The sequence below is a fragment of the Methylobacterium sp. D53M genome (assembly GCF_053345625.1).
In genome coordinates this window covers 239,915-266,695 of the sequence record NZ_JBKFAL010000002.1, presented here as the reverse complement: position 1 = coordinate 266,695, position 26,781 = coordinate 239,915, and the positions used below count along the sequence as shown (strand labels likewise).

25 protein-coding genes are annotated in these 26,781 nt (G+C 71.9%); 17 read left to right on the top strand and 8 right to left on the bottom strand.

The features are described 5' to 3' along the window. Positions 1 to 269: 269 nt before the first annotated feature. The 8 genes from ACLBYG_RS05540 (at position 270) to flbD (ending at position 8,328) form a co-directional block, all read left to right on the top strand. Positions 270 to 1,730, top strand: a complete 1,461-nt coding sequence (locus ACLBYG_RS05540; protein WP_447680831.1) for a flagellar hook-length control protein FliK — start codon at positions 270 to 272, stop codon at positions 1,728 to 1,730. Between the two features lie 89 nt (positions 1,731 to 1,819). Continuing rightward, positions 1,820 to 2,506, top strand: coding sequence for a flagellar hook assembly protein FlgD (locus tag ACLBYG_RS05535; protein WP_020090831.1), 687 nt, complete (start codon positions 1,820 to 1,822; stop codon positions 2,504 to 2,506). 91 nt (positions 2,507 to 2,597) lie between these two features. Further along, positions 2,598 to 2,873: a CtrA inhibitor SciP gene (sciP, locus tag ACLBYG_RS05530; RefSeq protein WP_007569077.1), complete on the top strand. Its 276-nt coding sequence runs from the start codon at positions 2,598 to 2,600 to the stop codon at positions 2,871 to 2,873. Positions 2,874 to 3,242: 369 nt separating this feature from the next. Beyond that, positions 3,243 to 4,874, top strand: a complete 1,632-nt coding sequence (gene fliF, locus ACLBYG_RS05525; RefSeq protein ID WP_447680830.1) for a flagellar basal-body MS-ring/collar protein FliF — start codon at positions 3,243 to 3,245, stop codon at positions 4,872 to 4,874. A 25-nt stretch (positions 4,875 to 4,899) separates the two neighbouring features. Further along, a complete protein-coding gene (gene fliG / locus ACLBYG_RS05520) occupies positions 4,900 to 5,958 on the top strand; it encodes a flagellar motor switch protein FliG (protein WP_020090834.1) in 1,059 nt (352 codons plus the stop codon). Further along, positions 5,955 to 6,566, top strand: a complete 612-nt coding sequence (locus tag ACLBYG_RS05515) for a FliH/SctL family protein (RefSeq protein WP_020090835.1) — start codon at positions 5,955 to 5,957, stop codon at positions 6,564 to 6,566. Before fliG ends, ACLBYG_RS05515 begins: the two co-directional genes overlap by 4 nt. Before the next feature lie 10 nt (positions 6,567 to 6,576). Beyond that, positions 6,577 to 6,909 (top strand): flagellar motor switch protein FliN, encoded by a 333-nt coding sequence (gene fliN, locus ACLBYG_RS05510; protein ID WP_012321962.1) that lies wholly within the window; start codon positions 6,577 to 6,579, stop codon positions 6,907 to 6,909. 57 nt (positions 6,910 to 6,966) lie between these two features. Further along, positions 6,967 to 8,328, top strand: coding sequence for a sigma-54-dependent transcriptional regulator FlbD (flbD, locus tag ACLBYG_RS05505; protein ID WP_020090836.1), 1,362 nt, complete (start codon positions 6,967 to 6,969; stop codon positions 8,326 to 8,328). A gap of 112 nt (positions 8,329 to 8,440) precedes the next feature. On the opposite strand, the gene ACLBYG_RS05500 is transcribed toward flbD, so the two are convergent. After that, positions 8,441 to 8,725 (bottom strand): hypothetical protein, encoded by a 285-nt coding sequence (locus tag ACLBYG_RS05500; protein ID WP_020090837.1) that lies wholly within the window; start codon positions 8,723 to 8,725, stop codon positions 8,441 to 8,443. Positions 8,726 to 8,828: 103 nt separating this feature from the next. Beyond that, positions 8,829 to 10,139, bottom strand: a complete 1,311-nt coding sequence (locus ACLBYG_RS05495) for a capsule polysaccharide transporter (protein WP_020090838.1) — start codon at positions 10,137 to 10,139, stop codon at positions 8,829 to 8,831. A gap of 435 nt (positions 10,140 to 10,574) precedes the next feature. Between ACLBYG_RS05495 and ACLBYG_RS05490 the strand changes: the two genes are divergently transcribed. The 3 genes from ACLBYG_RS05490 (at position 10,575) to fliP (ending at position 12,671) form a co-directional block, all read left to right on the top strand. After that, positions 10,575 to 10,760 (top strand): hypothetical protein, encoded by a 186-nt coding sequence (locus ACLBYG_RS05490; RefSeq protein WP_427507279.1) that lies wholly within the window; start codon positions 10,575 to 10,577, stop codon positions 10,758 to 10,760. 100 nt (positions 10,761 to 10,860) lie between these two features. Next, the gene (locus tag ACLBYG_RS05485) at positions 10,861 to 11,883 is read left to right on the top strand and encodes a lysylphosphatidylglycerol synthase domain-containing protein (protein ID WP_447680829.1); all 1,023 of its coding nucleotides are present in this window, start codon (positions 10,861 to 10,863) and stop codon (positions 11,881 to 11,883) included. A 29-nt stretch (positions 11,884 to 11,912) separates the two neighbouring features. After that, the gene (gene fliP / locus ACLBYG_RS05480) at positions 11,913 to 12,671 is read left to right on the top strand and encodes a flagellar type III secretion system pore protein FliP (protein ID WP_447680828.1); all 759 of its coding nucleotides are present in this window, start codon (positions 11,913 to 11,915) and stop codon (positions 12,669 to 12,671) included. Positions 12,672 to 12,735: 64 nt separating this feature from the next. Here the strand turns inward: fliP and ACLBYG_RS05475 are convergent, their stop codons facing one another. The 3 genes from ACLBYG_RS05475 to ACLBYG_RS05465 all read right to left on the bottom strand — a co-directional run bounded on the left by ACLBYG_RS05475 (position 12,736) and on the right by ACLBYG_RS05465 (position 17,275). Next, positions 12,736 to 16,167, bottom strand: coding sequence for a hypothetical protein (locus ACLBYG_RS05475; protein WP_447680827.1), 3,432 nt, complete (start codon positions 16,165 to 16,167; stop codon positions 12,736 to 12,738). Positions 16,168 to 16,304: 137 nt separating this feature from the next. Then, the gene (locus tag ACLBYG_RS05470; RefSeq protein ID WP_056531428.1) at positions 16,305 to 16,994 is read right to left on the bottom strand and encodes an invasion associated locus B family protein; all 690 of its coding nucleotides are present in this window, start codon (positions 16,992 to 16,994) and stop codon (positions 16,305 to 16,307) included. Positions 16,995 to 17,098: 104 nt separating this feature from the next. Continuing rightward, entirely contained in the window at positions 17,099 to 17,275 is a 177-nt protein-coding gene (locus ACLBYG_RS05465) for a hypothetical protein (protein WP_020090845.1), read from the bottom strand. Between the two features lie 375 nt (positions 17,276 to 17,650). Between ACLBYG_RS05465 and ACLBYG_RS05460 the strand changes: the two genes are divergently transcribed. Next, positions 17,651 to 19,096: a homospermidine synthase gene (locus ACLBYG_RS05460; RefSeq protein WP_447680826.1), complete on the top strand. Its 1,446-nt coding sequence runs from the start codon at positions 17,651 to 17,653 to the stop codon at positions 19,094 to 19,096. A 182-nt stretch (positions 19,097 to 19,278) separates the two neighbouring features. Here the strand turns inward: ACLBYG_RS05460 and ACLBYG_RS05455 are convergent, their stop codons facing one another. The 3 genes from ACLBYG_RS05455 to ACLBYG_RS05445 form a co-directional block, all read right to left on the bottom strand. Further along, on the bottom strand, positions 19,279 to 20,172 hold the full coding sequence (locus ACLBYG_RS05455; protein WP_447680825.1) for a transporter: 894 nt from the start codon (positions 20,170 to 20,172) through the stop codon (positions 19,279 to 19,281). A gap of 141 nt (positions 20,173 to 20,313) precedes the next feature. Beyond that, entirely contained in the window at positions 20,314 to 21,165 is an 852-nt protein-coding gene (locus ACLBYG_RS05450) for a metallophosphoesterase (RefSeq protein WP_447680824.1), read from the bottom strand. Between the two features lie 44 nt (positions 21,166 to 21,209). After that, the gene (locus tag ACLBYG_RS05445) at positions 21,210 to 21,815 is read right to left on the bottom strand and encodes a cation transporter (RefSeq protein ID WP_091676268.1); all 606 of its coding nucleotides are present in this window, start codon (positions 21,813 to 21,815) and stop codon (positions 21,210 to 21,212) included. Positions 21,816 to 22,004: 189 nt separating this feature from the next. On the opposite strand from ACLBYG_RS05445, the gene croR reads away from it, so the two are divergent. The 5 genes from croR to ACLBYG_RS05420 all read left to right on the top strand — a co-directional run bounded on the left by croR (position 22,005) and on the right by ACLBYG_RS05420 (position 26,781). Further along, on the top strand, positions 22,005 to 22,478 hold the full coding sequence (gene croR, locus ACLBYG_RS05440; protein ID WP_020090850.1) for a 3-hydroxybutyryl-CoA dehydratase: 474 nt from the start codon (positions 22,005 to 22,007) through the stop codon (positions 22,476 to 22,478). 1 nt (position 22,479) lies between these two features. Then, on the top strand, positions 22,480 to 23,307 hold the full coding sequence (locus tag ACLBYG_RS05435; RefSeq protein ID WP_447680823.1) for a TrmH family RNA methyltransferase: 828 nt from the start codon (positions 22,480 to 22,482) through the stop codon (positions 23,305 to 23,307). Positions 23,308 to 23,493: 186 nt separating this feature from the next. Next, the gene (locus ACLBYG_RS05430) at positions 23,494 to 24,495 is read left to right on the top strand and encodes a helix-turn-helix domain-containing protein (protein ID WP_447680822.1); all 1,002 of its coding nucleotides are present in this window, start codon (positions 23,494 to 23,496) and stop codon (positions 24,493 to 24,495) included. A gap of 232 nt (positions 24,496 to 24,727) precedes the next feature. Beyond that, positions 24,728 to 26,317, top strand: coding sequence for a phytoene desaturase family protein (gene crtI / locus ACLBYG_RS05425; RefSeq protein WP_100250553.1), 1,590 nt, complete (start codon positions 24,728 to 24,730; stop codon positions 26,315 to 26,317). 44 nt (positions 26,318 to 26,361) lie between these two features. Further along, the gene (locus ACLBYG_RS05420; protein ID WP_100250552.1) at positions 26,362 to 26,781 is read left to right on the top strand and encodes a DUF2141 domain-containing protein; all 420 of its coding nucleotides are present in this window, start codon (positions 26,362 to 26,364) and stop codon (positions 26,779 to 26,781) included.

Sequence of the window (26,781 nt, the reverse complement as noted above, 5' to 3'; positions counted from 1 at the left end):
GCCCGGCTTTCCAGGGCAGCGAGATCGGACACTCGGCAGATCCTGCCGGGCGGGCGGCAGCTTCGATCAGGTCCGACCCGCGTGCCGCAAGCAGAGAACGAGCTTTTTCAGAGACTTATCCGGCCGGCACGGTGGCGCGCGCCTTGCTGCTGAGGGGCCCAGAGGAGTCCGGAATGGCGAGCGGCGCGGCGGATCGTTTGGATGTCACCACGTGGATTCCGTCCGCGCGGAACGCGCAGGCGCAGCGTTCGGGCTGGGAGGCCGCGGGCGTGGCGGCCCGCGCCGGCAATTCCGCGCAGGACCGCTTCGGCGCCGCCCTGAGCGCGGCCCAGGCCCGCGACAACGCCGCGACGGCGCGGGCCCGCGCCGCCGATCAGCGCGACGTCGCCGACTCGGCCCGCGCCCGTCAGGCCGACCTGCGCGATCAGGCCGACGCCGCGCGGCTGGCCGGCGACCGCGTCCGGGATGCGGCGCTTCAGACCGAGGCCCGGGCCGCGGACAAGAGGGCCAACCTCGCCAAGCCGGCGGCTGCGCCGGCCTCGGCCGCGCGGGCCGAGGGACCGCCCTCCGCCGTGGGCGCGCGCGCCGAGGCTCCGAAGGCGGGCGCGGCGCGCACCGCCGAGACCGGCCGGGCGGGAGCCGCCGCGCAGCAGGGTTCCGAGGCCGTCGCGGCCGGGCAGGATCCGGCCGCCGAGGCGGCCGGCACCGCAGGCCCCAAGGCCGACGCGGCGGTGCCGCCGCAGAAGGCCGAGGCCCCCGCGCAACCCGCGGCCTCGGGGCCGTCCGCCTCCCTGCTGGCACTCATCGCCGCACTGTCCGAGGGGGGCGGTGCGACCGGGACGGTCAAGACCGAGGCCGAGGCTGAGACGGATGCGGGTACCGGCACGGCACCAGCGCAGGACGGCTCGGCGGCTCTCTCCGGAACCGGCGCAGCCGCGGGCCCTTCCGGCACGAACACTCAGGGCGGCGGCCGCGCGGCCGGAACCGTCCCCAGCATCGCCGGGACCGCCACGGCGTCGGCGGGCGCCGGTCATGAACCCGGCAAAGTCGGGCCGGGCAGCGTCCCGGTCGACGGCCTGACAGCCGGCGGCGCGGCGGCCGCGACGTCCGATGCGGCGACCCAGGATTTCCTCACCGCCCTGACCGACGTTGGCCAGGGCGCAGGTCCGCTTCAGGCGCTGCCCGCGGCGGCGCAGGGTGGTCCGGCGCCGCCCGCGACATCCGGCCAGGCCGTGGACACGACGCGCGCCGCCCAGGAGACCGCCGCGCCGACGCAGACCGCGTCGCTCCAGACCGACCCACCCATCCCGATCGGCCAAGTGCCGATGACCATCGGCCTGAGGTCGCTGCGCGGATCCAACGAGTTCCAGATCCGGCTCGACCCGGCCGAGCTCGGGCGCATCGACGTCAAGCTGGAGATCGACAAGGCGCACGGCCGCGTCATGACCCACTTGGTGGTCGACCGGCCCGAGACCCTCGCGCTGCTCCAGCGCGACGCCGGCCAGTTGCAGCAGGCGCTGACCCAGGCCGGCTTCGATCCCTCGGCCGGCGGGATCAACCTGTCGCTGCGGGGCGACGGAAGCGCCCAGAGCGGCGGCAGCGGCGGTCAGCCGGGCGATTCCCCGCGCGGGGGCGGCACGGGCTGGTCGCGCGATCAGGCGGAAGCCCCGCACGAGGTCGCCCCGATCCGCGTCCTGCGCGGCTACGGCGGCCTCGACATGAGGATCTAGGCGGTACGCGCGGCGCCCGCATCGCGGACCCACACAGACACGACGCGCATCCGGCCCCTGCGCCAGGACGCGGCACAGGAGAGATCAGCATGACGAGCGGTATATCGAGCCTGACGAGCACGACGAACACGACGGGCTCGTCCACGAGCAGCAGCGGCAACGCCACCGAGATCGCCAGCAACTTCACGCAGTTCCTGACGCTGCTGACCACGCAGCTCAAGAACCAGAACCCCCTCGACCCGATGGACACCAACCAGTTCACGCAGCAGCTGGTGCAGTTCGCCGGCGTCGAGCAGCAGCTCAAGACCAACGACCGCCTCGACAGCATCCTGAGCGCCTCGCAATCGGCGAGCTCGGCCTCGGCCACGAGCTACATCGGGAAGACCGTGTCGGCCGACGGCAGCGCCTCGCAGCTGTCCGGCGGCTCCGCCTCCTGGACGCTGAACCCGGCCCGGGCCGCCTCGAAGGCGGTGATCACGGTCCTGGACTCGAAGAGCAACGTCGTGGCCACGCAGACCACCGCGCTCAATGCCGGCAGCCAGACCTACACGTGGAACGGCAAGACCTCGGCCGGCCTGACCGCGCCCGACGGGAACTACTCGATCAAGGTGGCGGCCACGGATGCCACCGGCTCGAGCGTTTCGGTCGATACGAGCCTCACGGGCACGGTCGACGAGGTCGATCTCAGCGGAACGTCGCCGGTGCTGGTGATCGGTTCGCAGCGCGTGCCGCTGTCCAGCGTCCAGACCATCGGGTTGTCCACAAGTGGCACTTAACGAATCACATCCGAGTGACTCGCTTCAACATCTCTTAAGCGGGCACAAGTACCTTCAATGCTCGACAGGTCAGTCGAGTGTAGAGCGTATCATGACCGAACCGAGCCGCCCGAGAGTGAAGTACGTGATCGGGCCCGACGGCAGCCCCCTGACGATCGCGGACCTTCCGCCCCCGAGCACCCGTCGCTGGGTGATCCGGCGCAAGGCCGAGGTCGTGGCCGCGGTGCGCGGCGGTCTCCTCAGCCTGGAGGAGGCGTGCAAGCGCTACACGCTGACCACAGAGGAATTCCTCAGCTGGCAGTTCTCCATCGACCAGCACGGCCTCGCCGGCCTGCGGACGACCCGGATCCAGCACTACCGTCACTGATCCGCGGCGCCCGTGCCGGGCGCCCCTATCCCGGGACGCCGCCGGCGCTTCCGGGTCTCATCGAGGCCGCGGATGCCGGACCCGGCGCGTCGGCGACTCTGGTCGAGGGACCCGCTTCGCGGCCCCGGACCGACGCGAAGGCCACCCGCCCGCAGCGACGATCTCAGACGGCGCCGAGGGGCTGGCCCGGTCGAATCCGAGGACTCACGAAGCCGCGTCCGGACCCCGGGCGCGGCTTCGGTCGTTCCGGCGCCCGCATCCGAGCCCGCGGGACGCCCCCGCATTAACGACCCGCTAACCACGACCTGGGCAATTTCTGCCGAGCGGGCCGCCGGGGTCCGCCAGCGTTAGAGTGCAGCGAATCCTCCCGTGAAGCCGGTTCTCGATCTCGTCACGAAGTTCGGACCGGCCCGAATCGCCGCCATGGCGGCGGTGACGCTGACGCTCATCGGCTTCTTCGCCTTCATCATCCTGCGGGTCTCGCGCCCCGACATGGGCGTGCTGTTCTCCGACCTGTCGATGCAGGACTCGGCCTCCGTGGTCCGGGAGCTGGACAGCCGCGGCATCCGCTACGAGACGCGGGGCGATGCCGGGCAGACGATCCTGGCCCCCCGCCCGGACCTCGCCAAGCTGCGCATGGACCTCGCCGGCAAGGGCCTGCCGACCCAGGGCGGCGTCGGCTACGAGATCTTCGACAAGGGCGACGCGTTCTCGTCCACCAACTTCGTTCAGAACGTGAACCACCTGCGCGCCCTAGAGGGCGAACTGGCGCGCTCGATCCGGGCGATCGGGCGGGTCCAGGCGGCCCGCGTCCATCTCGTGCTGCCGGAGCGCCGCCTGTTCGAGCGGGACCGGGAGAGCCCGAGCGCGGCGATCGTGCTGAAGCTGATGGGCGATCTCGATTCCGGGCAGGTCCGGGCGATCCGCCATCTCGTGGCCTCCGCGGTGGAGGGCCTCAAGCCCGAACGGATCTCGATCGTCGATGAGCGCGGCCGGCTTCTGGCCGACGGCGCCCGGGACGCCGCGGCCGACGTCGCCGGCGGGTTCGAGGACCGGCAGGTCGGCCTCGAACGGCGCCTGCGCGGCCAGATCGAGGACGTCGTCGCCGGCATCGTCGGCCCGGGCCGGGCCCGCGTCCAGGTCAACGCGGAACTCGACCTCAACCGGGTCGAGAGCCGCTCCGAGACCTTCGATCCCGAGAGCCGGGTCGTGCGCTCCGCCCAGACCCGCACCGAATCGGCGGTCACCGGCAATGCTGAGGGACAGGTCAGCGTCGGCAACGAGTTGCCCGGCGCCAATGGCGGCGACAAGACGCCGACGCCCAAGGACGCGACCAACAAGAACGAGGAAACCACCAACTACGAGATCTCGCGGGTCACCAAGACCGAGATCGCCGAGAGCGGCCGGATCAAGCGCCTGTCGGTCGCCGTGGTGCTCGACGGCGTCTACGCCACCGCCCCCGACGGCAAGCAGACTTACAGCCCGCGCACGCCCGCCGAGATCGAGAGGATCACCGCGCTGGTGCGCGGCGCCGTCGGCTTCGACAAGGCCCGCGGCGACCAGATCGAGGTGGTGAACCTGCGCTTCGCGGAGGCGCCGAGCGTGCCGCAATTCACCGAGCCCACGCTGATCCAGTCGCTGCTCGCCCCCACCAAGGAGGACGTGCTGCGCATGGCCGAGCTCGCCGTCCTGGCGCTGCTGACGCTCATCGTCCTGCTCACGGTGGTCCGCCCCCTGGTGCGCCAGGTGCTCGCGCCGGTCCCGGACGCCCCGGTCCTGACGGCGTCCGGAATGGCGCTCCCCGGCGACGCCGCCGCGGTCGCGGGTCCGGGCCAGACCGTGACGGTCATCGACCGCGACAACCCGACCGCGCGGCTGATGGAGTTCGCCAAGATCAACGGCCAGGTCCAGGCCGAGACGGTCCAGCGCGTGATCGACATGGTCCGGGCGAGCCCGTCCGAGACCGTCGAGGTGCTGCGCACCTGGATCCAGGAAGAGTGAAGCGTAGGGCGTCGAGGGCAACACGATGGCGGCAGGTGCGGCACTGGGTCTGGCGAACACGCTGGCGACGGCGGGCGGCGATTCGTTCGCGTCGATGCCCGGTCCGCAGCGCGCCGCCGCGCTCCTGCTGATGCTCGGGGAGGAGGAAGGCGCCCCGATCTGGCAGATGCTCGAGGAGGAGGAGATCAAGAAGGTCAGCGCCGCCATGGTCCAGCTCGGCACGCTGGAGGCGCAGACCGTCGAGAAGCTCATCATCGAGTTCGTGACCAAGCTCGGCAACAGCGGCGGCATCTCGTCGAACTTCGAGCGGACCGAGGCGCTGCTCCTCAAGATCTTCCCCAGCGATCAGGTCTCGCTGATCATGGCGGAGATTAAGGGCGCGTCGGGCAAGCGCGTCTGGGCCTCGATCGCCCAGGTCGACCCGGAGATCCTCGCGTCGTTCCTGCGCAACGAGTACCCGCAGACCGTGGCGGTGGTGCTGTCGCGGGTGCGCGCCGACTACGCGGCGAAGGTGCTCACCATCCTGCCGGAGGACTTCGCCATCGACGTCCTCAACCGGATGCTGCGCATGGAGACGGTGCAGAAGGAGGCGCTGCGCCACATCGAGGAGACGCTGCGGGTCGAGTTCGTGTCGACCATCGCCCAGACCCAGCGCCGCGACGCCCACGAGATGATGGCCGACGTGTTCAACGCCTTCGACCGGCAGACGGAGGGCCGCTTCCTCGCCGCCCTCGACCAGGCGAACCGCGGCTCGGCCAAGCGGATCCGCGAGCTGATGTTCACCTTCGAGGACCTGCTGAAACTCGATCCGGGCAGCGTCCAGACCCTGCTGCGCAGCATCGACAACGAGACCCTGTGCCGCGCGCTCAAGGGCGCCAACGAGCCGACCCGCGGCTTCTTCCTGAGGCAGATGTCGACCCGCGCGGCCAAGAATCTCACGGACGAGATGGCCTCGCTCGGGCCGGTCCGCCTCAAGGAGGTGGATGAGGCGCAGGCCAAGATGACCGAGATCGCCAAGGACCTAGCCGAGAAGGGCGAGATCATGATCGCCAAGAATAGCGCCGAGGAGGAGCTGGTCTATTGAGCGCCCAATCCGCCCGGAGCGCGAAGCCGTTCCTGTTCGAGACCGACTTCCGCAGCGGCCGCCCCAGCGCCGAAGCCCTGCGCGCCGCCGAGACCGCGGCCCGCTCCGAGGCCGAGGCCCATGCCCGCGGCATGCAGGAGGGCCGGGTCCAGGCCGAGGCGCAGGTCCAGGGCCGACTCGCCGACGCCATGACCCGCCTGGCGCTCGCCGCCGCGGGCCTGATCGCCCAGGCCGACGCGCGCGACGCCGAGCGCGAGGCGCAGGCGGTCGAGGTGGCGATGCTGATCGCCCGCAAGGTCGCCGGCGACGCCCTCGACGCCGCCCCGCTCGCCGGCATCGGCGAGGCGGCCCGGACGGCGCTCCAGCACCTGCGCGGCGTGCCGCACTTGGTGGTGCGGGTGCACGACGGCTTGGTCGAGGAGGCCGAGACCCTGGTGAAGCGCCTCGCGCGCGAGCGCGGCTACGAGGGCCGGCTCGTGGTGCTGGGCGACCCCGACATGGCGGCGGGCGACGCCCGCATCGAGTGGGCGGACGGCGGCATCGTTCGGGAGCGCGCCCGCATCGAGGCGGCGGTGCTCGACGCCCTCGGCCTGCCGACGGGCCCGTGAGGAGATCCTGATGTCCGACGATTTCAGCCTGCCCCAGCTCGGCGAGCACGACACCGACTACGCCGCGGGCTCGATCCGCGACGCGCCCACCACCCCGAAGACCGCGGCCGACCTGGAGCAGCTCTTCGACGTGCCCGTGATGGTCTCGGCGGTGCTCGGCTCCGCCCGGATGCCGATCGGCGACCTGCTCCGGCTCGCGCCCGGCGCGGTTCTCGAACTCGACCGGAAGGTCGGCGAGGCGATCGACGTGTTCGTCAACAACCGGCTGGTGGCCCGCGGCGAGGTCGTCCTCGTCGAGGACCGGCTCGGCGTGACGATGACCGAGATCGTCAAGGGTGAGTGATTTTCAGCCGCGGACGCCGGTGTGCTGTCCGCGCGCGGGTTTTGAGAGGGACGAACCATGCGGCTCCTGATGATCGGGCGGCTCAACGGCGAGCTGATCACCGCCTCGAAGATCGCGATGCAGCGCGGCGCCGCCGTCACGCAGGCCGACGCCGTGCCGCAGGGCCTCACCGTCCTGCGCGCGCGGGGCGCCGATCTCATCATGATCGACGTGGGTCTGCCGATCCGCGACCTCGTCACCGCGCTGGAGGGAGAGCGGATCCGCACGCCGGTGGTCGCCTGCGGCGTCTCGGCGGACGCCTCGGCCGCCGTGGCGGCGATCCGGGCGGGCGCCAAGGAGTACATCCCGCTCCCGCCCGATCCCGAGATGATCGCGGCGGTGCTGGAGGCGGTCGCCACCGACCGCGCCGCCTTCGTCTGGCGCGACCCGTCCATGGAGCGGGTGGTCAAGCTCGCCGAGCAGGTCGCCCGCTCCGAGGCCTCGGTGCTGATCACCGGCGAGAGCGGCACCGGCAAGGAGGTGCTGGCCCGGCACGTTCACCAGAAGTCCAACCGGGCGGGCAAGCCCTTCGTCTCGGTGAACTGCGCGGCGATCCCCGAGGCCCTGCTCGAATCCGAGCTGTTCGGCCACGAGAAGGGCGCGTTCACCGGCGCGGTCGCCCGGCGCATCGGCCGGTTCGAGGAGGCCAACGGCGGCACGCTGCTCCTCGACGAGATCTCCGAGATGGACGTGCGCCTGCAGGCGAAGCTGCTGCGCGCCCTGCAGGAGCGGGTCATTGACCGGGTCGGCGGGACCGCCCCGGTGCGGGTCGACATCCGCGTGCTCGCCACCTCGAACCGCAACCTCGCCGAGGAGGTCCGCAAGGGCACGTTCCGGGAGGACCTGCTCTACCGGCTCAACGTCGTCGGCCTGCGGCTCCCGCCGCTGCGCGAGCGCCCGGCCGACATCCTCGAACTCGCCACCCACTTCGCCCGGAAATACGCCGCGGTGAACGGGATGCCGGTCCGCCCGCTCTCCGCGGAGGCCCGGGCGCTCGTGCTGCGGAACCCGTGGCGCGGCAACGTGCGCGAGTTGGAGAACACCCTGCACCGGGCGGTGCTGCTCGCCTCGGGCGACGCGATCGGCCCGGAGGCGATCCTGTCGCCCGAGGGCGAGACCTTCGCGGTCGAGGGGCCGGCCGCGCGCGCCGCGCAGGTCGCCGAGGCCGCCACCCGCGGGCTGGTGGGCCGGACCGTGGCGCAGGTCGAGTGCGACCTGATCCTCGACACGCTGGACCACTGCCTCGGTAACCGGACCCACGCGGCCAAGATCCTCGGCATCTCGATCCGGACCCTGCGCAACAAGCTCAACGAGTACGTGTCGGCGGGCCTCGACGTGGCCGAGCCCGGCAGCGTCCGGGCGAGCGTCGCCTGCGGCTGACGTGCATCCACGGAGCGGCCCCGGCGCGGACGCGCCGGACGACGGCGAACGTCACGGATGTGAAGGGCCGGGCGTACCCGTGCCGTGACGGGGCCGGACCGGCGGTGACGCCCTAACGCCGCCCGCTCTGGGCCGCCTTGTGGGCTTCGGCCTGGGCCGCGAAAGCCGCGTCGAGCTTGCGCAGGGATTCGTAGCGGGCGACGTCGCCCTCGACGTCGCGGATCGTCTCCTCGACGAGGTGGCGCTGAAGGGCGACCCGCGGGTCGTCCGGCGGGAACGCCTCCCGCTCCTGCAGCCGGAGCACGGCCTGCCGCACGACCGTGTAGACCGCCTCGCGCTCCTCACGGGTCATCGACGGCTGGATCGCCTTCGCGACGAGATCGGAGAAATCCGACATGGACCGTTAGACTTCGCTCATCCAGGTGCGCCCGGTTGGCCGGGCCGCCTCCCTCTACAGATCGCGCGGCCCGGGATCCAGATCCCGGGAGCCGCGGATGCCGCTACATCCTCTGGTCGCGGATGCCGGCGATCAGCAGCGCGGACGAGCTCCAGATCACCAGGAAGCAGAAGAACGACACCAGGAGGGAGTGGCCCCGCTCGGGATAGAGGCTGTCGGTCGGCAGGACCGGCGGCACGAACGTGGCCAGGAAGATGTGCTGCTTGCTCGCCGAGATGCGCGCCCGGTCGAGCAGGCTGTGGGCCGATTCCTCCAGCTTCTCGGCGATGGTCCGCTCGACCAGCAGGCCCTCGTACTGGAGCAGCGCCTCGGTCATGTTCTGGCCGCCGGCGGCGGCGTTGGCGCTCGTCAGCTCGTCCTGGAGCGACTTCATCTGCTGGTCGATGGCCGCGATGTTGGCCACCAGCGTCTGGATCGAGCGCGAGCGCTCGTCGAGGCTGGAGCCGCGCAGGACCTGCAGGTCGTTCTCGGCCTTGAGCTTGTCCTTCCGCAGTAGGGTCAGCGTGGTCAGCGTGCCCTCGGCGGTCTTGATCGGATCGATCACACCCCACTGATTGCGGAATGCCTGCAGCGCCACGTGCGCCTTGCGCAGCCGGTCCTGGGCGACCTTCGCGTCGGCCTCGGCCTGGGCGACCATGTCGGCCTGGGCGCGCTTGGAGATGTCGTTGATCAGCGCCTCGGAGCGCGACACCACCGCCTGGGCGATGGTCAGGGCGTCCTCCGGCGTGAAGGCGCGCACGGACAGGCGGATCACGCCCGAGATCGAGTCGATATGCGCCTCGACGTGCTTGCGCCAGTATTTGGTCAGGTCCTCGATCGGATCACTGGGGTCGAAGCGGGCCCAGAAATCCGCCTCGGACCGCGAGAACATCTTGGAGATGCCGATGCTCTTCTCGAGTGCCTCGACCAGCGTCTGGCTGTTGATGTAGTCGCGTACGATGAAGCTGTCTTGGCTGTTGTGCTTCTGGATGAGGTTCGTGTACTGGCCGAGCGAGATGTTCTCCATCGGCTCGACGTTGCCGCGGACCGCGAACTGGGCTTCCGCAACGTACTGATTGGACGCGAACGCGAACAGGTACAGGCCGACCACCAGGGTCGGCAGGAGCACGAACAGTCCGACGCGGCGGATGATCCGCGCGCCGTAGGTCGAAGTGTCCTCCTCGCGGGGACGCAAGCCCGGCAGACGGCTCCAGTCGAGGCGCTGCCGCACGGTCGCCACGAGGGCCCGGGCGGTCCGCTTCTCCGGCACCGGCCGGATCGTCTCCGCGCTGCGCCGCAGCTCCGTCATGGTCGGAGCGGCGAACGTCACGATCTCGCCTTCGCGCGTGTCGTCCTTGACGTCGTCGAAGCTCATCCGCTCATTGTTCCTGGGTCTGCGCCGGTTCCGCTGCCGCGGCGCCGGCCGAGGGGCGGCCCGTGCGCGGTTACCGGAATCCCGTTCTTTTAGGCCCTTTTTATGGCGCCCGGCCCGACTGCTGCACCGCGGCGACGGGCGCCGTAGCCCGGGGCCGGTATCGCGTCCTACAGTCTCCGAATGATGACAGAACCGCGTGCCGCGGCCCCGGATGGCTCCCCTGATGGCTGCCCGACCGGCCGCACGGCCAAGACCAAACTCTCCGAGATCGTCGTCGTCTGCTCGAAATGCGCGAAGCGGCAGGGCCTGCGCGGGCGGGACCTCCGCGCGGCGCTGAAGAAGGCCGGGAAGCGGGCCGCCCGCGACGGCGGCGGACGGCGGCGGAAGTTGTGCATCGTGGAATCGGGCTGCCTCGGCCCCTGTCCGAAGCGCGCCGTGGCGGTCGCGACCGGCGCGAGCCTGGCCGAGGGCCGGGTCGTCCTGCTCGATCCCGCCGCCGGGCCCGCCGAGGCGCTTGCCGCGGTGCTCAATCCCGTCCTGCCGCGTCGCAGGGTCCCCGAATTCGGCCCCAATACCGCTCTAGCGGCGATACCACCCGACGAATCGCCGCCGGTCCGCTGACCGGCACAACTTGGAGCGCGCTCTTGCCCGCCTCTCGACGCGAGGCCCGCACACCGTGACCGGCGACCCTGTTTCCCGGAGGCGGCGGGCGGCCCACGCCGTGCTGCGTCGCCTGCCGCTGTTCGGCACCCTGATCGGCCTCGGCCTCGCCGTCTGGCTCGTGGCGACCAACGATCTCGCCGCGGTGGCCGCGGCCTTCGGACGGATCGGCGTGGCGGGCTTCGCCGGCGTCACGCTGGTGCGGATCGTGGTGATCCTGCTCTGCGGCCTCGCCTGGGCGCGCATTCTCGATGGGCTGGCGCCCGCGACGGCTTCGGCCTGCATGATCCTGCGCTTCGTCCGCGAAGGCATCAACGTGCTGCTGCCCGTGGCCTCGGTGGGCGGCGACGTGCTGGGCGCCCGCCTCCTCACCTTCTGGGGCGTCGCCGGCTCCCTGGCGGCCGCCTCCGTGCTGGCCGACATGCTGTTTCAGGTGGGAACGCTCGCCCTGTTCGCGGGCCTCGGCGCCGGCCTCCTGAGCCGGGTCGAGGGCGCCGAGGCGGCCGCCCTCGCCAGCTGGACGCTGCGGACGCTCGTCGTGGCCGGGCTGGCGGTGGCGGCCTTCTTCGCCTTCCAGCGGACCGGCATCGTGCGAGTGCTCGAGGATCGCCTCGCCGCCCTCGGCCGGCGCTTCGTGCGCGACGCCGAGGCGCGCCCCGAGCCGAACCGCCGGATCCAGGGCGCCCTCGACACGGTCTGGGCTCCAGGCCGCCGGGGCCACCTCGCTCAATCGTTCGCGCTCCACGCCCTGGCCTGGCTGCTCGGCACGGTCGAGGTCGCGGTCGTCCTCGCCTGCATCGGCGTGGACCATGTCGGCTGGGCCGACATTCTGGTGATCGAGGCGCTGAGCCAGGCGATCAAGGCCGCCGCCTTCGTGGTCCCGAGCGGCCTCGGCGTCCAGGAGGGCGGACTGGTGCTGGTCTGCGGCCTGTTCGGCATCGACGCGGGGACCGCCCTCGCCCTGTCGCTCGCGCGCCGCGTGCCCGACGTGGTGCTCGGCCTGCCGGCCCTCCTCGTCTGGCAGAATCTCGAGGCCCGCCGCGCCGGCGTTCGCCCGGCCACACCCACCTGCGACCGTCCGTGACTCGAGACCCTCCCGTGCCGACACGCCCGATGCGCCAGGTCCCGAAGCTGCGCCTGCCGCCGGCCGCGCTCGCCGCACTGGTCGCGCTGGCCGGCGGAGTGCTCGCCGCCGGTCCGGCCCTCGCGCAGAGCGTCACCCTCGATCTCGGTGCCGGCGGCACCACCGAGCGCGCCCTCCAACTCGTGGCGCTGATCACCGTCCTGGCGGTGGCCCCCTCAGTGCTGGTGATGGCTACGGCCTTCACCCGCATCGTCGTCGTGCTGTCGATCCTGCGGTCGGCGCTGGGCACCCAGACGGCGCCGCCGACAGCGGTGCTCGTCAGCCTCGCGCTGTTCCTGACCGCCTTCGTGATGGCCCCGACCGGCCGCGCCGCCTACAGCGCCGGTATCGAGCCGCTGATCGCCGGCCGGATCACGCAGGCGCAGGCGTTCGAGCGCGCCTCGGCGCCATTCAAGACCTTCATGCTGCGCAACGTCCGCGAGAAGGACCTGAAGCTGTTCCTCGACCTCGCCAAGGTGCCGACACCGAAGGGCCCCGAGGATGTCGGCCTGGAGATCGTCACGCCGGCCTTCATGATCTCGGAGCTGCGCCGCGCCTTCGAGATCGGCTTCCTGCTGTTCATCCCGTTCCTGATCATCGACCTCGTGGTCGCCTCGGTGCTGATGGCGGTCGGCATGATGATGGTCCCGCCGGCCACGGTCGCGCTGCCGTTCAAGCTGATCTTCTTCGTGCTGGTCGACGGCTGGACCCTGGTGGCCGGCTCCCTGGTCCAGAGCTACGGCGGCTGACGGCGCCGCGCGGCTCTCCGCGGCCGAGGGCGGCTCGAACGGACGATCGACGACGACCGCCGCGCTACCCGGGCGGCGCACCGGGTGTCCCGGCGCTGCTCTGCTGCTGTCCGCCCTGGGCACCGGCGGCGGGCGCCTCGCCGCCCGCACCCGGCGCCTCGGGTCGACCGCGCGCGGGCGCGGCGGCATCCGGATAGCGCTTGCGATACTCGGCGAGGAAGGCCGACAGCGTCTGGACCTTCGTGGCGCGCGCCGCGATGTCCCGGAAGCCCGGTGCCCGGGTCGGGTCGGCGCCGGTCAGGAGCGCGAAGGTGCGGGCGTCCGGGCTCGCCGCCATCCCCTCAGAGAATTTCGCCTTCAGCCGCTCCAGGCCCACGGCCTCGTGCGCGAGATCGTAGGCGATCGCGGCGCGCACGATGTCGGCGCGCGCCTGATCGTCCAGCGGCTGGCCGGACTGCCACGTATCGCCCAGCAGGGCCTCGTGGGCCTCCCCGGCCTCGCGCCAGCGGCGCGCGCCCCAGTAAATGTCGGCGCGAAGACGCTCGATATCCGGACCGCTCTCGTCCTCGATCGTTTCCAGCGCGAGGTCGGTGCGGGTCAGGTCCGACAGGGCCCTGGCGCGGACCAGCCCGCGGGCGCGCTTGAGTTCGCCCGGAAGCTCGGGCAGCTCGGTGGCGTCGAGGACCTTCAGGGCCTCCATCGGCTTGTCGTCCATCAGCCGGACCGTCGCGAGCCGCGCCGCCACCGCGGATCGCGCCGGGCCGGTGAGGCGGTTGTCGATCTGGTACTGCAGCAGGTCGGCGGCCGAATCGAGGAGGTCGAGGGTCACGAGGCGGTCGGCCAGACGGCGTACCACCTCGTCGCCGCGCCGCCCGATCGGGCTCAGCTCACGGAAATCGAAGAAGAGCGACACGGCCTCGATCCCGGAGAGCTTGTCGCCCTTGTCGGTGAGGTAGAGGTTCTCGAAGGCCGTCTGCGCGTCCCGCGCCAGGGCCGCGGTCGCTGGGGCGTTCGGCGCGAAGACGTTGGCCCGGCGCACCACCGTGAAAGCGTCGCGCCACCGGCCGGCGGCGAGATAGAGGCGGGCGAGACCGGCGGTGATACCGTCCTCGACCGGGCCGCCGTGCCAGGTCAGGGCGAGCCGCTCCAGCCGCTCGATGGCGGCGTCGGGCGCGAGCTTGCCGGAGGCCTGCGCCAGGAGCGTGCCCCTCAGCGCGGCCTCGACCGAGACCGGGCGGACGGCCGAGTTGTCGAGGCGCGCGTAGGCGTCCAGGGCCGCCTCGGTCTGGCCGGTCGCCTCGGCCACGCGGGCGCGGACCATGGCCAGCCGGTCACGGATCCAGGGCGGCAGGTCGCGCTCCGCCTCGGCGCGCGCGGCGGCGGTCTCGGCATCGCCGTTCTCGATCGCCGATTCGGCGGCCCGGGCCCGGATCGTCTGCGCGACGTCCGCGGGATAGCCGTCGGCCAGCGGCAGCACCTTGAGGAAGCCCGTTTCCGCCGTCTTCCAGTCGCCGGCCCCGGCCGAGGCCATCGCGCGCCACAGGGCGGCCTCGCGATCGTCGCTCAGGAGCGGGACGCTGAGGGCCTTCAGCGCCTCCGCGCTCCGGCCGATCCGGACCAGGGCGATGCCCCGCAGGACGGCGGTGTCGCGCTGGGTGGCCAGGAGCGGATCGTCGGCGGCCGCGATCTCCAGTGCGGTGAGGCCCTCGTAATCGAGGCCGTTGGCGAGATCCGCGCGGGCCAGTGCCAGGCGGGCCGGACCGCGCTCGGTCGGCGTCGCCGCGACGGCCGCGTCGAAGAGGCCGCGCAGGGTCGCGCGGACATTCCCCATCCTGGCGCGCTCCCAGGGCTCCTTCGCGATCGCGAGGGCCCCCGCGTCGACGAGCGCCACGTCCGGCTTGCGCGCCGCCATAGACGCGGCGAGCCCGCCCTCGCGGCCGATCGAGACGCCGTCGAGTTCGGGCCGCACCGCCAGATCGTCGGCGCCGGCGAGCACCGCGAGGCCGTGCCGGCTCGGCAGGATCTCGAAATCGACGAAGCGACGGTTCTTCGGATTGCCCACGGGGCGCTGCGCGGCCGACGTGACCACCGCGATCCGCTCATCGTCGAGGGCGAGCCACGTCGCCGATCCGGGATGCGGCAGCGTCAGGGTGACGGCGATGCGGCCGGACGGATCGGGCTTGCGGACGGGATCGATCGTGTCGCTCGGACTCAGCGCACTGCCCGCCGAGAGTTCCCAGGCCACGCCGGTCCCGGTGGTGACGGCGTTGAGATCGACGAGCCGACCCGGCGGAACCGGAAACCGCACGACCGTGAGCGGCCCCGTCCGGGCGGGTGCGCCGATCGGCGCGAGGCCCTGGCTCGCCGGCGGGACGACCACCGGCTCGGCGGTCTCGAAGGCCAGCGTCGCGATCCCGCCGCGCTCGAACAGGACCGCCGGCGGGAGGGTCTGAAACGGGAAGAGCAAGCCGCCGCCGGCCCGGCGCGTCGGCGGCGGCTCGGGGGGGCGCGGCGCGACCGTCGGCGCAGTGACTGGCGCAGCGACGGGCGCCGTGACTGGCACAGTGACTGGCGCACTGGCCTGGGCCGGGCGCGACGCGACCGGCAGCGGCGGCGCCTGCTTCGCGGCGGCGGGACCCGGCACGTCGACGGCGGTCGCGGCCGGCTCCAGAGGCTTGGGGCGGACCACGTCCACGTACATGGCGCCGTCCTCGCGCTCGGTGCCGATCCTGAACCCGTCCTCGGGCGTGATCAGGAGACTCGCCGAGTTCGCGTCGGTCTCCGTCGCCAGCTTGGCGATTCCGGGACGCGGACGGCCGCGGGGGCCGCTCGGATCGATCGTCCAGGCGCCGATCACCCGCACGCGCGTCACGGGTCCCTCGGCGGTCACCGTGGAGACGGCCTCCGCGGGGAGGCGCAGCGACAGCCGCGTCAGGGTCGGAAGCAGCGCGAGCTCGAGCGGCAGCGCCCGGCGCACCGGCTCCGGATTGCGCGCCCTGAGCGCCTCCTCGGCCGCCCGGGCCCGGCGGGCGAGGTCGGCGATCACCTCGGCCGGCAGGGGCGGCATGAGGCCGGACCACCCCTCCGGAAGCAGGTCCACGAACACGCGCTCGCCGGCCGACTGGACGTTGGCCCGGTAAGGGCGCTGCAGGGCGAGGCGGAGCCCCGTGCCGTCGGGATCGCGGCGGACGCTGGCGATGAAGGCCGGCATCTCGTCCGTGAGGTGCTCGGGCCCGGGCGCCACCCGCTCGCCGTAGCTCAGGAGCAGGACGCCGCCGGCGAGCTTCGCCTTGACCGCGACCGGCTTGTCGAAGGTGAGCACGATCCGGCCGTAGCCGCCGGCCCCGGTGCCGACCTCGCTGCCCTTGGTGCTGACGAGCCGCGCGGCCAGCGCGGGCGCGATCCCTGCCAGAAGGGCGAGCAGCGCCAGCGCCGCGGTCAGCACCCGCGCGCCGCGTCCTCGACCGTTCCGGGGTCGCCCGCCCACCGATCCCATCGCCTCGCCGATCCGAACCCGGCGCGCGGCACCCGAGGGACCGCGGCGCGCGGCGCCACTTCTCGGCGGGATCCTGCTCGACCGCGGCTAACGCTGGCTTAACCGTAACCGGAAAAGGCCGCGGGCCGCCGCGCGGCTCAGCCGCCGAGGGCGACGGCGCGATCGAAGGCCTGCGAGAAGCCCGTCAGGGGCACCGTGACGGTGGCCGGCTCGGTCCCGCCCGCCTTCTCGCCGGTCACGGTGAGGGCCTTGGCGGTGCGCATGCCGTCGAGGGCGAGCGTCGGGAAGCTGATCGCCACGATGCAGCCCTCGGCGCTGCAGGTCGTGTAGGGGGCGCCCTTGCCGAGGGTCTGCTCGTCGAGCTTGAAGGTCACGCCCGGCTCGATGGCGAGCCCGAAGGGCATCAGCACGATCCCCTCGGCCCGGCCGTTCGCGGGCGTCTGCAGTTCGAAGCCGAACTTGCGCCGGCCGGTCCGCGAATCGCCCTGGGACTGGGCCACGATGCAGGTGACCTTGTCGCTCGGGCGCGTGCAGGTCATCGTCCAGTCGCCGTAGCTCTCGCTGACGGTGCTGGCGCCGGCGGGCCACACGGCGTGCGCCGCAGCGGCCGCCGGCGTCGCGGCCTCCTCGGGCTTCGCCGCCTCGGTAGGCTTGGCCGCCTTGTGGGGAGCCGGCTTCGGCCGCGGCTTGGGCTTCGGCTTCGCGGGCGCCTCGGCGGCCGGAGCGGCGTCGGGTTCGGCATCCTGCGCGCGCGCCGCCAGGTTCGGGACCGCCGCAAGCGACGTCGCGATCAGGCTGAGACGCAGAAGCGCACGAAATGTCGACATGGAATCACGATCCCCCGGAGAGCCATTGGGCGGCAGTGCCGCCTAATGCCCAAGCCGGGGCGACGCAATCGCCGGAGGCGGCGCCGGTGGGTTGCGCGCGTCTCTTAGAGAGGATTCGGGCCACCGATCGAGCGCGCGAGCGCGCAGCGGCGGGCGAAGGCACTCTCCGCGCCGACGCGCAGCGTGCGGGCGACCGCGAAGACGAGGGTCAGGAAGCCGGGATCGCGATCGGCGGTCTCGACGGCAGGGCCGGGGATCCGGGCGGTGATGAGCGCGAGCATGACGGACTCCAAGTGCGATGTCCCGGGCGTTTCGTCGCTCCCCAACTGTGCGGCCCTCTGCGCGGCCTTGCTGCATTGCAATATGAGGCCCGCGCCAAGAGACTGCCACTAAGCAGATGATAGGGGACGCATGCGCTGGATTCATACTTCGCGCGACGTTTCGGTGAGAGCGCGTTAACGAAGGGTAATGGGGGCGCGGTTGACCGGCGACGGGCAAGCCGCCATTGAGCGCGTTTCCGGCGACTCGGGCCCTGGACCGCACCGGCACCGCTCCGGCGGCGCGGGCCTGTCGCCGCACTGTCACACGCGCGCCATAACCCGCCCGCGAGCAGATGAGCGGACGCGCCCGGCGTCCGCCAGACGAGGATATCCCGCATGACCGACCAGCCGACCCATCACCCGATCCATGGCCGGATCACCGGCCCCATCGTGATGATCGGCTTCGGCTCGATCGGCCGCGGCACCCTGCCGCTCATCGAGCGCCACTTCGAGTACGACCGCGCCCGCTTCACCGTGATCGACCCGGTCGACACGCATCGGTCCCTCGCCGAGAAGCACGGACTGCGCTTCGAGAAGGTGGCCCTGACGCCGGAGAACTACCGCGACGTGCTCACCCCGCTCCTCACCGAGGGCGGCGGCCAGGGCTTCTGTGTCAACCTGTCGGTCGACACCTCCTCGCGCGCCATCATGGAGCTCTGCCGCGAACTCGGCGCCCTCTACATCGACACCGTGGCCGAGCCCTGGCCGGGCTTCTACTTCGACAAGACCAAGAGCCAGGGCGACCGCACCAACTACGCGCTCCGCGAGAACATCCTCGACGCCCGCGCGCAGAAGCCCGGCGGCACCACGGCCGTGTCGTGCTGCGGCGCCAATCCCGGCATGGTCTCGTGGTTCGTCAAGCAGGCGCTCCTGAACATCGCCCAGGATACCGGCCTGCAGCGGCCCGAGCCAAAGACCAAGGCCGAGTGGGCCGCCCTGATGAAGGATCTGGGCGTGAAGGGCGTCCACATCGCCGAGCGGGACACGCAGCGCGCCAAGAATCCGAAGCCGCGGGGCGTCTTCGTGAACACGTGGTCGGTCGAGGGCTTCGTCTCCGAGGGCAACCAGCCGGCCGAGCTGGGCTGGGGGACGCACGAGATCTGGAAGCCCGCCAACGCCCGCGAGCAGGAGAAGGGGTCGCGCTGCGCGATCTACCTGCTGCAGCCGGGCGCCGACACGCGGGTGCGCACCTGGGTGCCGACCGCCGGGTCGCAGTTCGGCTTCCTCGTCACCCACAACGAGGCGATCTCCATCTCCGACTACTACACGGTGCGCGAGGGCGATAAGCCGGTCTTCCGGCCGACCTGCCACTACGCCTACCACCCGGCCGACGACGCCGTGCTGTCGCTCCACGAGATGTTCGGCAAGGCGGCCCAGGTGCAGGAGCAGCACCACATCCTCGACGAGACCGAGATCGTCGACGGCATCGACGAGCTCGGCGTGCTCGTCTACGGCCACGCGAAGAACGCCTACTGGTACGGCTCGCAGCTCTCCATCGAGGAGACCCGCCGGGTCGCCCCCTACCAGAACGCCACCGGCCTGCAGGTGACCTCGGCGGTGCTCGCCGGCATGGTCTGGGCCCTGGAGAATCCGGAGGCCGGCATCGTCGAGGCCGACGAGATGGACTTCCGCCGCTGCCTGGAGGTCCAGACCCCGTATCTCGGCCCGGTCGTGGGCGTGTACACGGACTGGACGCCGCTCACCGACCGCCCGGGCCTGTTCCCGGAGGACATCGACACCAGCGATCCCTGGCAGTTCCGCAACGTGCTGGTGCACGGCTGAGGCTTCCGCCGCGCCCCGTCAGTCGGGGCGCGAATCCGCGCCGGATCGGCGGCGCCGTCCTGAACGCACGAAGGGGCCTCCGAGATGCGACGATCTCGGAGGCCCCGTTCGTACGCCCCCCCGCCCGGCCCCGCGGCCTATGCCAGGGATGACACCGGCCCGGAGAGTTTCAGCCGGCTCGGCTACTCGGCCTGCCGCCGCGTCACGAGGGTGCGGCCCGGCTCGACCTCGTTCTTGTCCTGGTACAGCGGCACGATCGCGCGCAGCCAGCCGCGGACCTCGCGGCCGCCGTAATTGCGCTCGACCACGTCGTGCGTGAGGTAGGCCTGCAGGTTCACGGGCCCAAAATTGTAGCCGACGAGACCGCCCACCGCGATCTGGCCCTGCGGACGGTAGCTCGCCACGCCGGTAGGAAGGTCCGTCGACCCGAAGGCCACCGCGCCGATCTGCCAGGAACCGAATTTCTTCGTCATGGTCAGGTCGAGGTTCATGTAGTCCGGATAGAGGGTGCCACTGGGCGAGCGCGTGTCGAGGAAGACGCCGTAGAGCAGGTTCGCCGTGAGGTTCCAGCCCTGGCCGGTGTAGCTCAGCGCGAAGCGGTGGGTCAGCGAGGCCGACTGCGTCAGGAACCGCGTCTGGATCGGCAGGTAGCCGCCGAACAGGTAGCTGAAGCCGACATCGCCGCCGAGATCCCAGGCGAGCTGGGCCGCCAGCAGCTGCTGCCCGACGCCGCTCTGATAGGGTGCCCCCTGGCTGCTCGCCGCCGCGACCGGCTGGGTGAAGAAGAACTGCAGGCGCGCACCCGCGACATCCCAGGGCGTCGCCCACGCGAAGGTCGGCAGGTTGACGTTGGTCGACGAGTCGCGCGGGAGCGTGCCGCGCACGCCGAAGCTCGACAGGTTCACGAAATACAGGCCGACCGGCAGCTGGTCGCCCACCGGCAGGCCGACTGTCTGTCCCGGCTGCGCCGCGGACGCCGCCCGCGCGGTCGTGGCCGTCGACGCGGCGGCGATCGGGGCAGAGACGGCAAGAGCCGCCGCCGCGACCCAACGTGACGTCAGGCTTAATCCGGCCATGAAAACCCCGAACCTGAGCCCCGTCATTCGGGGCCGATCAGGGTTTGACGGGCGTTCACTCCGACAGCATCCCGCCGTTACGGCCAAGCCGTGCGCGATCGCACGGCGTCGACAGACCGTTCTCTTGGCGAGGGGACTAAATCACCGCTCCTCGACTTCGACGACGAAGTCGCCGCGGTAGGTCGTGCCCTCCACCGGGTTCGAGATCCAGCGGCAACGGCCGATCCGCAGGTCGTGGCCGGCGTGGAAATGCCCGGAGATCCACAGCTCCGGCCGCTCGGCCTCCGCGAGGTCGTCGAGGGCCGTGCTGGCGTAGAAGGCCGGCACCCACCAGGGGACGCCGGGCGCGTCCCGGAAGCGGTCGGCCGCGAGCGGGCTCGCCGGGTGATGGGTCACCACCACGGTCGGTCCGTCGTGCGGGGTCCGGAGCGCCGCGTGCAGGGCCGCCCGCTCGATCCGGTGTTCCGCCATCGCGTCCGCCGGCTGCCAGGGGCTGCCGTCGGCCTTGCGGATCGAACCGAGATACTCCCGCGAGCCCGTCACCGGGTCGGTCATGCGCGACGCCGCGTAGGCCACCGGATCGTCGGGCCGGTTCGGCGCGTCCGGTGCGAGCCAGCGCCCCGCGAGGGTCCAGTCGCTCCACAGGGTGGTGCCGACGAAGCGGACATCGTCGATGACGCAGCTCCGCGCGTGCTGGAGCAGATGGATCCGCGCGCCGAGCCCGTTGAGGCGGCCGACCTCGGCCTCGAGGGCGGCGATCAGCTCCGGCGCGGTCCGCCGGTCCCCGGTCGGCGCGTAGCGCTCGTGGTTGCCCGGCACCAGCACGATCGGCCGTCCCTGCGCGAGGTGCAGCAGCGCCGCGAGCCCCCGCTCGGGATGTCCCTCGTGGAGGTCGCCCGGGCAGGCGAGCAGGTCGAACGGCTCCGCGGGCGGCACGATCCGGTCGAGGCGGCGCCGCTCCAGGTGCAGGTCCGAGATGGGGAAGATGCGCATGATGGTCGCTGCCGTGTCGCCGCTTGGGGGCCGCCCGAGGACCGCTACCGCGCGGCTCTGCGCTCGGCCGCGGCTGCCTTGAGGATGTCGGCGGCCGAGTCGGCGTTGAGGATCGCGATCCCGGCCGCCACGACGAGGTCGGGCCAGGGGGACGGGTGGAGGGCCGTCACCAAGCCGGCGGCGATGATCGCCAGGTTGGCGACGGCGTCGTTGCGCGCCGAGAGGTAGGCCGCCCGGGTCAGGCTGCCCGAGCCGGAGCGGTGCCGGGCGAGCATGAGCGCGCAGGTGAGGTTCACGGCGAGCGCGCCGAGCCCCGCGAGGGTCAGGGGCAGTGCCGCGGGGGCGGTGAAGTCGGCGATCTTGCCGTAGGCCGCCCAGGCCCCCGCCAGCGCCGGCAGGAGCAGGATCCCCGCCATGGCGGTCCCGAGGCGGGCGCGGTTGCGCGCGCTCCAGCCGAGACCCGCGAAGATCAGCAGGTTGATCGCCGCGTCCTCGAGGAAATCGAGGCTGTCGGCGATCAGCGCCACCGAGCCGATGGCGAGCGCCACCGCGATCTCGATGCCGAAATAGCCGAGGTTGAGCGCCGCCACGCGGGCGACGACCGGGCGGAGGGCGGGCGGCGCGGGCCGGGGCGCATCATCGGCGATCACGGGACGCCTCTTCGCCGACGCGCGCGGCGCTGTCGAGCCGCTGTTGAGAAAAGCCTGTCCCCGGCTCAAGAAAGTTCGAGGCCGTTACGCCTTTGTCCGGGTGGATTCGCCGCCGGGATCGTGCGACGCCGTTGCCGGAGCCGGCTGCACGAGACGAATGACCGGCCGGAACCGGAGGTCTGCCGCGTCATGCTGCCCGAACTGCGCGTGCTCTATTTCGAGGATCTCGAGGTCGGCCTGTCGGAGACCCTCTCGAAGACCATCGCCTCCTCGGACGTGGTGGGCTTCGCCGAGATCACCGGCGACCGCAACCCGATCCACCTGTCCGAGCACTTCGCCGCGCGCACGCCGTTCGGCACACGCATCGCCCACGGCCTCTACACGGCCGGGCTGATCTCGGCGGTGCTCGGCACCCGCCTGCCGGGGCCCGGCGCCGTCTACATCTCCCAGACCCTGAACTTCCGCGCCCCGGTGCGGATCGGCGACGTCGTCGACGTCACCGTGACGGTGGCCGAACTCATGCCCGAGCGGCGGCGCGCGCGCCTCGCCTGCAAGTGCTCGGTGGGCGGTGAGACGGTCCTCGACGGCGAGGCCCTGGTGAAGGTGCCGACCAAGGCCGAGGCCGACCCGCTGGCGAACCGCTCCGACCGGTCCCAGGGCTGAGGTGACTCCGGTCCCGGAGCTCCTCGCCGACCCGGACGATCCCCGCCTCGAGCCCTACACCCGGATGCGCGAGCGCGACCTCGTGGGCCGCGCCGGGCGCTTCATCGTCGAGGGCGAGGTGACCCTGCGGCTGCTCCTCGGGCGCCGCAGCCGCTTCCGCGCCGAATCGATCCTCCTCGCGCCTGAGCGCTGGCCCGGACTCGCCGCCGAAATCGCCGCCGCCGCGGAGCCGCCGCCCGTGTTCGGCGCCTCGAAGGCGGTGATGAGCGCCGTGACGGGCTTCCCGATCCATCGCGGGGTCCTGGCGGTCGGCCTGCGCGGGCCGGAGCCCGGCGCGGCCGACCTCGTACCGCCGCCGCCCGCCCCCGCCCTCGTGGTCGGCCTCGCGGGCCTGACCAATCACGACAATGTCGGCGCCGCCTTCCGCAACGCGGCGGCCTTCGCGGCCGACGCCGTGCTCCTCGACGGGGCGAGCTGCGACCCGCTCTACCGCAAGAGCATCCGCGTCTCCGCAGGGGCCGCCCTGATCCAGCCTTTCGCGCGGCTGCCGGAAGGGCAGGACTGGCTGCGGCTCGCCGAAACCCTCGATCTCCAGCCGCTGGCCTTCAGCCCGGGGGCGACCGAGACTCTGGACACGCTCGACGTCCCGGCGCGCGCGCTCCTGATCCTCGGCACCGAGGGACCCGGCCTCGATGCGGCGACGCTGGCCCGGGCGCGTCCGATCCGGATCCCGATGGCCGCCGGCTTCGACTCGCTCAACGTCGCCACCGCGGCGGGCGTCGCCCTCTACACCATCGCGCGCGGCCAGGGGCGCCTCGGCCGGCCGTGAACGCGCCGCGACGACAGCTCCCTCCGCCCGGGCCGGCCGTTTCCTGAACTCAGTATTCTCCGCGCGGACGCCGCCGAACAGGGCCGGCGCACAATCGTCCGCCTGCAACACATGGACATCTCGACGCCACGCGCGGGTGTGCGCAAGCTGAGATCTCAAGACCGTCACGACGCCGCGCCGGATCGCATGTCGAGTCTCCCGACGCTTCACTTCAACACCGATCACCTCGAACCCGCGCAGGCCTTCGCGGCCTGGCGCGATCTGTTGGCACCCATCGTTCGGATCGAGCAGATCAAAGGGGCTCCGGTGCCGCGCGGGAACCTGTCCTGCACGGTCCTGGGGGACATCCTCGCCAGCCGGATGGTCTTCTCGGCCCAGCACATGGTCCGCGATCGCCGCCACGCCGCGGCGACGCCGGATCACTTCACGTTCATGCTCTACGTGTCGGGTGGCCTGTCCGGGGACGTCGCGGGCAGCCCGGTGGTGCAGCAGCGCAACCGGATCATGGCCGCCAATATGGGCCGGGAACTCGATGCCCGCGGGGTGAGCTCCAGCGCGATCGGGCTGACCATCCCGCGGCGCCTGCTGGCCGACTGCGCGGTCGAGCGGATCCCGATCTTCCTCGACAGGGAGCGGAACCGTCTGCTCGTCGCCCGGCTGCACGCCCTGTACCGCCGGCTGCCGACGGCCACCGCCGACGACGAGCCGGCGATTGCGGGTGAGTTGACCGGTTTCGTCCGCCGCCTGTTCGATCCGTCCGCGGCCTCGGACGTGCTGCAGGGCCCGGAATTGGATGCCGGCTTCGTCGCCCTCGTCGAGCGCCTGATGGATCTCCACCTGGCCTCGCCCGACCTATCGCCGGACCGCCTCGCCGACGGGGCGGGCGTCTCGCGGACCGTGCTGTACCGCGCCTTCCAGAACGTCGGCGGCGTCATGCACCGCGTCTGGGAGAAGCGGTTGGAGGCGATCCGGATCGCCCTGCAGGATCCGCTCGAGACGCGGGCGCTCGCGCGCCTGGCGAGCGAGCACGGCTTCAAGGATCCCGCACACCTGAGCCGCGCCTTCCGCGCTCGATTCGGGGTGACGCCGCGGGAATGGCGCCAGACGCGAAGGCCCCACGGCACCCGGACGTTCGAGCGGACGCCCGCCCAGGCCCACGCCTGGTACGAGCGTCTGGGCCAGCGCTGACGCGCCCGCTCCACCGAGGACGGCCCGACACGCGATCCGGCGCTGGCGAGGCCGCCGGTGAGGCCACGGGCGGTCCGCGACGCGGCTCGCCTCGAGAAACCTTGCGGATGTGTATCGACGGTATGATCGTATACAGCGTTGTGCGCGCGACAAACGGCTGCAATTGCCGCGCGATGATGCGAAGCTAGCTTGGCTGCACGGGGTATCGGGATTCTGTGAGGAGTCGGGGACGTTGCTTCAGTCTGGGGATGGGTTGCGGGCGCTGACCGGACGCCGGGTGGCCGTGGTCGGGGCCGGACCGGGCGGACTGGCCGCCGCCCTGCTGCTCGCGCGGGCCGGGATTCACGTCACCATCTTCGAGAAGGACCCGCAGGTCGGGGGTCGGACGAAGACCGTCGAGGCTCCCGGCGGTTACCGGTTCGATATCGGCCCGACGTTCTTCCTCTATCCACAGATTCTTGCGGATATTTTCGCGAGCTGCGGCGAGCGGCTGGAAGACCACGTCAAGCTCGAGCGGCTCGACCCGCAGTACCACCTCGTGTTCGAGGGCGCGGAGGGGATCTCGGGAACGATCCGCGCGACCGGCGACGTCGAGCGCCTGGAGCGCGAGATCGCCCGCCTCGCGCCGGACGACGCCAAGAACGTCAAGGCCTTCTTCTCCGAGAACCGGACCAAGCTGAACTACTTCAAGCCGGTCCTCGAACAGGCCTTCCACACCCTGCGCAGCATGGCGAGCCCGGCCATGCTGGCCGCACTGCCCTACCTGCATCCGGGCCGGAGCGTGGACCGAGACCTCAAGCGCCACTTCGCCGACCCGCGGGTGCGCCTCGCCTTCTCGTTTCAGACCAAGTACCTCGGCATGTCGCCGTTCCGGTGCCCGAGCCTGTTCACCATCCTGTCGTTCCTCGAATACGAGCACGGGGTCTATCACCCGGTGGGCGGCTGCGGCGCCGTCTCCGAGGCGATGGCGGGCTTGGCCGGCCGCATGGGCGTGGACCTCCGACTCAACAGCAACGTCGAGGAGGTGCTGTTCGACGGCAAGCGCGCCACCGGCTTGGTGGCGGACGGCGAGACCTTCAACGCCGACGCGGTGCTGATCAACGGTGACTTCGCGAAGGTCGTGCGCGCCCTCGTCCCGGAGCGGCACCGGCCGCGCTGGCGCGACGCCAAGATCCGGAAGGCTCGGCTCTCCTGCTCGACCTTCATGCTGTATCTCGGCCTCGAGGGGAAAATGCCCGACAGCCTCGGGCATCATACGATTCTCCTGGCCGACGGCTATGAGAAGAACATCCGCGAGATCACGGAGGGCACGCTGCCGATGCAGCCGTCCCTGTACGTGCAGCACGCGGGCTACACGGATGGCGGGATGGCGCCGCCCGGACACACGGCTCTCTACGTGCTGGTGCCGGTGCCCAACCTAAAGGCGGGGATCGACTGGGCGGCGATGCGGGAGACCTACCGCGCCCTGATCCTGGAACGGCTGAAGCTCCTCGGAATCGACGATCTCGAGTCCCGCATCCGTTACGAGCGGATCATCGACCCGACACAGTGGGAGGAGGATTTCGCCGTCCACGAAGGCGCCACCTTCAACCTCGCCCACGACCTGATGCAGATGCTGTATTTCCGGCCGCACAACCGTTTCGGACCGGGGCTCTACATCGTCGGTGGCGGCACCCATCCGGGCTCCGGCCTGCCGGTGATCTACGAGGGAGCCCGCATCTCGGCCCGGCTGCTGATCGAGGAGCTTGCCGGTGCCCGCGCCGCCGCCGCGGCCGGCATCCCCGACACCGCCCCGCTGGCCACCTCCAGCGAGGCCTCGTGAGCGCGGCGACCGACCGGAGCCTTCTCCGGAGGCCGAGAGGACGCGTGACGGTTGCCGTGGCGGCCTGGTTCTGCGCCGCGACCCTGCCCGCCTGGGCCGCCGCGGTGCAGGTCGAGGTCGACGGCATCGAGCCCGGGGGCGGCCAGGTGCGCGTCGCCCTCTGCCAGGGCGGCCTCTCGGAGACGTCGTGCCTGCGCGGCGACGACGCGCCGGCCACCGCCGACCGGGCGCGGTTCACCTTCCGGGATGTCCCGCCGGGAACCTACGCGGTGGCGGCCTACCAGGACGCCAACGGCAACGGGCGCCTCGACCGGACCGGCCTCGGACTGCCGCTGGAGCCCTACGGCTTCTCGGGGGCCGTCGGGCGGCGGGCGCGACCCGATTTCGCCGAGGCGGCCTTCGCCCTCCGGGAGCCCGGCGCCGCCGTACGGGTGCGCCTCGGCCGTGCCCTGCCGGGTCGGTGA